General features: G+C 36.7%; 5 protein-coding genes. 3 read left to right on the top strand and 2 right to left on the bottom strand.

Translation table 11 applies throughout. From position 1 onward, the window contains the following. Positions 1-60 precede the first annotated feature (60 nt). The gene (gene upp, locus ELS83_RS20495; protein WP_171597419.1) at positions 61-717 is read left to right on the top strand and encodes a uracil phosphoribosyltransferase; all 657 of its coding nucleotides are present in this window, start codon (positions 61-63) and stop codon (positions 715-717) included. 50 nt (positions 718-767) lie between these two features. On the opposite strand, the gene folK is transcribed toward upp, so the two are convergent. Next, a complete protein-coding gene (folK, locus tag ELS83_RS20500; RefSeq protein WP_171597420.1) occupies positions 768-1,256 on the bottom strand; it encodes a 2-amino-4-hydroxy-6-hydroxymethyldihydropteridine diphosphokinase in 489 nt (162 codons plus the stop codon). Between the two features lie 176 nt (positions 1,257-1,432). Here folK and sppA point away from each other — a divergent pair, with 176 nt between their 5' ends. Together sppA and lpxK are read left to right on the top strand one after the other, a co-directional pair. Beyond that, positions 1,433-3,229 carry a signal peptide peptidase SppA gene (sppA, locus tag ELS83_RS20505; protein WP_171597421.1) on the top strand — a complete coding sequence of 599 codons (1,797 nt, stop codon included), beginning with the start codon at positions 1,433-1,435 and terminating at the stop codon, positions 3,227-3,229. Positions 3,230-3,448: 219 nt separating this feature from the next. Further along, a complete protein-coding gene (lpxK, locus tag ELS83_RS20510) occupies positions 3,449-4,576 on the top strand; it encodes a tetraacyldisaccharide 4'-kinase (protein ID WP_171597422.1) in 1,128 nt (375 codons plus the stop codon). A 200-nt stretch (positions 4,577-4,776) separates the two neighbouring features. Here the strand turns inward: lpxK and ELS83_RS20515 are convergent. Then, positions 4,777-6,568 (bottom strand): lamin tail domain-containing protein (locus tag ELS83_RS20515; RefSeq protein WP_171597423.1); only part of this gene is annotated, 1,792 nt, incomplete at its 5' end.

A 6,568-nucleotide genomic window follows, 5' to 3' on the forward strand; every position in this document is an offset into this window, starting at 1 on the left:
TCCTTAATATTATTGAAATATGGCTATATTTGCGCTCAGCTAATTTTTAAATAATAAAACATGGTGGTCCATACTTTAGGAGAGAACAACTCCCTTTTTAACCGATTTATAGCTGAAATCCGCGACGTTAACGTCCAAAACGATCCTCTTCGATTTAGAAGAAACCTTGAAAGAGTTGGTGAGATCTTCGCATACGAAATCAGTAAGACTTTAGATTTTGCAGATCAATCAGTAGAAACTCCTCTGGGAACTGCAACTGCTTCGCTTCCTAAGGATGAAGTTGTTGTTGCATCGATATTAAGAGCTGGTCTTCCTTTGCACAATGGTTTGCTGAATTATTTCGACAAATCGGAAAATGCTTTTATTTCCGCGTATCGTAAGCATACCGAAGATGGAAAATTCAAAATTAACTTTGAGTACATCTCATCTCCGTCTATCGATGGAAAGGTAGTGATTCTTGCCGATCCAATGTTGGCAACAGGATCATCAATGGAACTTGCATACAAAGCCATGCTTACAAAAGGAACTCCGAAACACGTACATATTGTATCGGTAATTGCTAGTCAGCAAGGTGTTGATTTGGTGAAAAACAATTTACCCGCAGAAAACACAACCATTTGGAATGGCGTTGTTGATGCAGACCTAAACTCAAAATCATATATTGTTCCTGGATGTGGTGATGCAGGCGATTTGGCTTTCGGAGCTAAACTGGGATAATCAATATTTTGAAAATATTTTCAAGGACTGTTGTAAAGACAGTCCTTTTTTTATGCCTTAAAAACACTTACCTGCGAGCCATCGGGACAAGCATTCTTCATTTCCAAAATGCTTTTTCCGTTTACCGGATGGATCATTTCAGACGCAAGTTCCGCCAATGGAGCCAAAGCAAACATCCTCTCTCCCATTCTTGGATGCGGCACTTCCAATCTTTCAGAATCGATAATCAAATCGTTGTAAAAAAGCATATCAATATCGATGGTTCTCTCGCTATAGCGATTCTTTTTTCTTACACGTCCCAACTCATTTTCTATGGCCTGAGTATGATCCAGAACGATTTCGGGCAACATGCTGGTTTCAACCAAAACAACCTGGTTCAGGAAGGATTGCTCGTGCTCGAACCCCCAGGGTTCAGTTTCGTATACTGCCGATACTTTAAGCACTTTTCCTACTCGATTTGCCAAAGCTTCTATTGTTTTTATCAATATCAGCTCTCTATCGCCTAAATTTCCACCTATTAAGAAGTATACTTTTGCCATGATTTTTAATTTGATCGGTCAAAGAAACAAAGAAATCTTTTCAAACAAAATATACATCGAAAATAATAGCCATTTCAATCTTCTGTCAGTTTAATTAAATATATTTGTTATTGTGCCAATTTACATAAATTGGATTTTTCTTATGAATTAGAATAATCATTTAAAGTATATCAAATATGAAAAGTTTTTTCAAGTTTACATTTGCCTCAATACTTGGAGTTATTGTTGGTGGAATTCTTCTTTTGTTTCTTGGTTTCATGATTATTGCCGGTATTGCATCGAGCGCCGATAAATCAGTAACTGTTAAAAACAAAAGCATTCTGGAAATCAAACTAAATAAATCCTTGGCCGACAGGGGTGTAGACAATCCATTCTCCGAATTGGATATTCCAGGTGCCGGTAGTTCCAGTATCGGTTTAAATACCATTTTGGAAAGCATCGAGAAAGCAAAAACCGATGAGAAAATTAAAGGGATATATCTAAATGTGAGTGATATTTCTGCAAATTTTGGAGGAATTGCTTCTATCGAAGAAATCAGAAACAAGCTAAAAGAGTTTAAAGAAACCGGAAAGTTTATCGTGAGCTATAACAATTTTGGTTACTCACAAAAAGCGTACTACCTAACTTCTGTTTCGGATAGCATTTACCTAAATCCTGAAGCTATGATGCTTCTTTTAGGTATGGGTGGTGAAAGAACTTTTTACAAGAAATTTTTGAAAAACGTAGGTGTTGAAGCACAGGTAATCAGAGTTGGAAAATACAAATCGGCTACCGAGCAGTTTTTCAGAGACAACATGAGTGATGAAAGTCGTGAGCAAACCATGGCATATGTTGGGGATATCTGGAACCAAATTTTAAAAGGAATTTCGGAAGAAAGAGATATTCCTGTTGAAAAATTAAACGAAATTATCGATGCCTTTGCAGTAAAGAAAGCTGCTGATGCTAAAAAATACAATTTAATCGATGGCGTGATTTACCAGGATGAAATGAATGCGATTCTAAGAAAATTATCTGACATTAAGGAGGATAAAAAACTTCGTTTGATTAGCATTTCTGATTATTCGAAATCGCCAGATGAAGATGCAACATTCTCGAAAAATAAGATTGCAGTTGTGTATGCTTCTGGTGCCATTGGAAATGAACAAAGCGAAACAGCAATTGGTCCTGAATTGGCGAATACCATTCGCAAAGCAAGAAGAGACTCAACAGTTAAAGCCATTGTACTTCGTATTAACTCGCCAGGTGGAAGCGCGTTGGTTTCTGATATTATCTGGAGAGAAGTTGAACTTGCATCGCAGGAAAAGCCTGTAATTGCTTCTATGGGTAACGTAGCTGCTTCTGGTGGATATTACATTGCCTGTTCGGCCGATACCATTGTTGCCGATAAAAATACAATTACCGGATCGATTGGTATTTACGGCTTATTCTTCTCGGGCGAAGAATTAATTAAAAATAAAATTGGTTTCACAACCGATTCGTACGGAACTAACAAACATGCTGCATTTGGCGGTGGTTATCCATTAATGGTTGTTCCGGTTTCATCAAGAAAATTTACGACTACCGAAAAAGCGATCTTGCAAGAAATTATCAACGATGGATATGATACTTTCCTAACAAGAGTAGCCGATGGGCGTAACAAATCGAAAGAAGAAATTCATGAAGTTGCCCAGGGAAGAGTTTGGAGTGCTGTTGATGCCAAAGAAAATGGATTGGTTGACGTACTTGGAGGCTTGGAAACTGCCATTGAAATTGCCAAAGAAAAGGCTGGACTAACAGACGATTACAGAATTGTATCGCTTCCTAAGCAAAAAGATCCGATACAGGAGTTGCTGAATGACCTTACAGGTGAGGCGAAAACAAGATTCCTGAAGTTTGAATTGGGCGACAACTACAGATATTACAACCAGGCACATAGCCTAATGGATTTAGGTGGTATTCAAACTCGTTTGCCTTACGAAATCGAACTGAATTAATATCAATTCATATCTATATAAAAATCCTCAATTTCTTGGGGATTTTTTTTATTCCATCATTCAGCAATTTTTTATCAACTAAATAAAAAATTATTGTCATATTTAATTCGTTTTAAATCCTAACAAATATTTCTGTAAATTTAATAGAGAATTAATTGTTGCTATTCAAGCATTCCCCCTAAAAGTAAGAATGCAAACACCAGCTTAAAATTAAAATCGATGAAGGCATTATCCCGTTTTTTAAAAGTTCTGCTATTGCCATTTAGTTTACTTTACGGATTAATAGTAGCTATGCGTAATATGCTGTTCGATTTAAATATCTTAACCAGTACCGAATTTAAAATTCCAATCATTTCGGTTGGTAATATCACCGTAGGTGGAACTGGAAAAACACCACATATCGAATACCTGATTGCCTTACTGAAAGATGATTATAAATTAGCGACCCTGAGCCGCGGATACAAGAGAAAATCGAAGGGTTTTATATTGTCTGATGAAAATTCTACCGCAAATCAGATTGGTGATGAACCCATGCAGATCAAACGAAAGTTTCCAGACATCCTTGTTTCTGTTGATAGCAAAAGGGTAAATGGAGTAAAGAACCTTCTAAAAAGTGAGCATGGAAATGATTTGAGTGCCATCTTGCTTGATGATGCATATCAACATCGCTATATCAAACCAGGAATTTCGATACTTTTAATTGACTATAACAGGCCAATTACCCGCGATTTTATTATGCCTTATGGCAGATTACGCGAAAGTGCAGAGGAACGCTCACGTGCCAATATTATTATTGTGAGTAAGGCTCCGGCACAGATGACTCCTATCGAGAGAAGAATCATTGTAAAGGAGCTTAAAATTTTACCTTATCAGAAACTGTACTTCACCTGCTTGGATTATGGAAATTTACAGCCTGTATTTAGCAAAAAAGCAATCAATATTACTGATGCCAACTGGGCAAAGGAAAGCTTTTCCATTCTTTTGGTTACCGGAATTGCAAATCCAAAACCATTGCGCGAGTATTTAGACAGTTTTTCAGATCGAATCGAGGAATTTCATTTTCCAGATCACCATGCCTTTAACCAAAAAGATATTCAGGCCATTGAGAAGAAGTTTAATGAGCTTGAAGGTGACAATAAAATCATTATTACTACAGAGAAAGATGCAACCCGAATTTTCGACATGGAGATCAAACAAGAAAGCATTAAAAAGTACCTTTTCTATGTACCATTATGCATTAAGTTCCTGAACGAGGACAAATCGAAGTTCGATAATCAGATTCTGAACTACGTGAAGAAAAATAAGCGATCGAGTAATTTGCACAATATCGAAACAGATTCAATATAAAAGGGGAATTCAAGAATTCCCCTTTACTCTACCATTTAATTAACCACTACATTAATTAACAGCTATTGCTAAAGCATTTTGGCTTCTGCCAAAATTAAACTATTTCTTATAAATGCTCTATGCATCATCAAGTTACAAAAATCAAAACAAACAAACAAGAGCAATTTTTCTTTTTATAATGCTAAACATATTTTTTTTCATTATTTAAAGTTCCCTCCAATAACACAGGTTTTTTTGAATGATTTCACCTCTCCATCGGGATTGAACATTTCGATATAAAGCAGGTAAATTCCAATTGGCAAGCGCTCTCTTTTGGCATTTAATCCATCCCAGAAAATCTGGTCTTCTTTTGCCAGGTACAGGTTGTTCGCCAACTTCCTGATTTCCTTCCCCATCGAATTAAAAACTCTGACATTGGCCACAAAACCTTCATCTTTCAGTTTAAAGTTGATGTACAAACGATCATCAACACCATCATTGTCTGGCGAAAAAACTTTAGTTGATAGGCTGACTTCATCCTTACTGGATTCCAAATCGCGGTAAACCGAATTTTTTAAACCAGGTGTACCAAAACCAACATTTTGAGCCGCCGATTGCCAGCTTGCGCCAGAATTCGTTTCAAGGTCTGGATGAATTCTTTCCAAAGCAACTCCTTCTTTTGACGCCAGCAATTCAAAATGCATACTTTCGGAATACTCAAATTCATCAATCAGGTTATCTTTTGTAAATAAAACCGCTCTTCCTTCTTTATTGGGATAATTGGGTAAATCCACTTGATAGAACACTTTTGAGTTGGAAGTAAAGTAAGTGTCGGAAACAGTTAAAGTATCGATGCTAAACAAACAGTACTGTTCAGGAAAAAGTAATACCGATTTTTCGGACAAGCGAACGCTATCTATGACTCGATAATTTTCATCTTTTTTACCCAAAAACAAGTGAGATAAATCGCAAATATTCTTACTTCTGTTGTAGATTTCCACATAATCGGATCCTTCAGGGAATGGATTAAACAAAAGTTCGTTGATGACAAGATCACCTTTCTTAATGATGGCTGGTACCCAAAATTCCTTTTGATTATTTTGTAATGAATGGCCTGCTAAATCGGTAACATTTTCAGAAACCATTAGTTTGTACTTTGAATTTTTGATGAAAGATTCGGTAAATATCAATACAAAACCTGTCTCGTTTCCTTCGCTCTTATTAATTTTTTCAGCTCGTAAATGATGGGGTTCCAACACATAGTTTGTTTCAAGCATTGCCTGTTTCTCGATCATTGGCTCAGAAAATTCAAGCACTATTGAATTGTTGGACAGAATTTCAACTCCTTTTATCTCGGGCGAAACAATATCCTTATTATCAGAAAGCACCGAATTTACACTTCCCGGAGTTCCTCCATTCTCCGACATAGAAGCAGTCCAGTTTGGCTCTTGCCAAGTATGATTCATCGGATCAATACGTTCGAGACTCCAACCTCCATTGCTTTTCTCCACCGATTGATACCAACTGTCTGAATAAGTAATTTCATCGATTATTCGCTCTTGTGCTGAAATCAATCGAACTGTATTACCGGTATTTGTTAATCCACCAAAGTTCGAAAGACTCACTACTTTTCCATAGTTCGAAAATGCTTCCCTGCCAGCATGTGAGCAGAGAATCAAATAAGAATTTGCCTTGATAGTATCTGCAGCAAAAAATAACTGCTTCTCACCAATTTGCAAGATCCAGTTTTCTAGAGAAATCGGGTAATCCATTGTATTATACAGCTCGATATATTCAAATTCTGGCAAGCCTTGAGATGGACTTTCATCGGCCATAATTTCGTTAATTACCACATCGAAAGGATGAATTTCATGATAGGTTAAATTGACAATGGTATCCAGTGCATTCTCACATTCATCAGTTACTCCATTAATCTTTAACTGAAATGGAACTCCATCTGGAAAACGATTTTCAAATTTTAGCTCGACAGTTTGAGAGGCTATCAATCTAATT

Origin of the sequence: Marinifilum caeruleilacunae (genome assembly GCF_013141825.1) — a bacterium.
Classification (GTDB): domain Bacteria; phylum Bacteroidota; class Bacteroidia; order Bacteroidales; family Marinifilaceae; genus Marinifilum; species Marinifilum caeruleilacunae.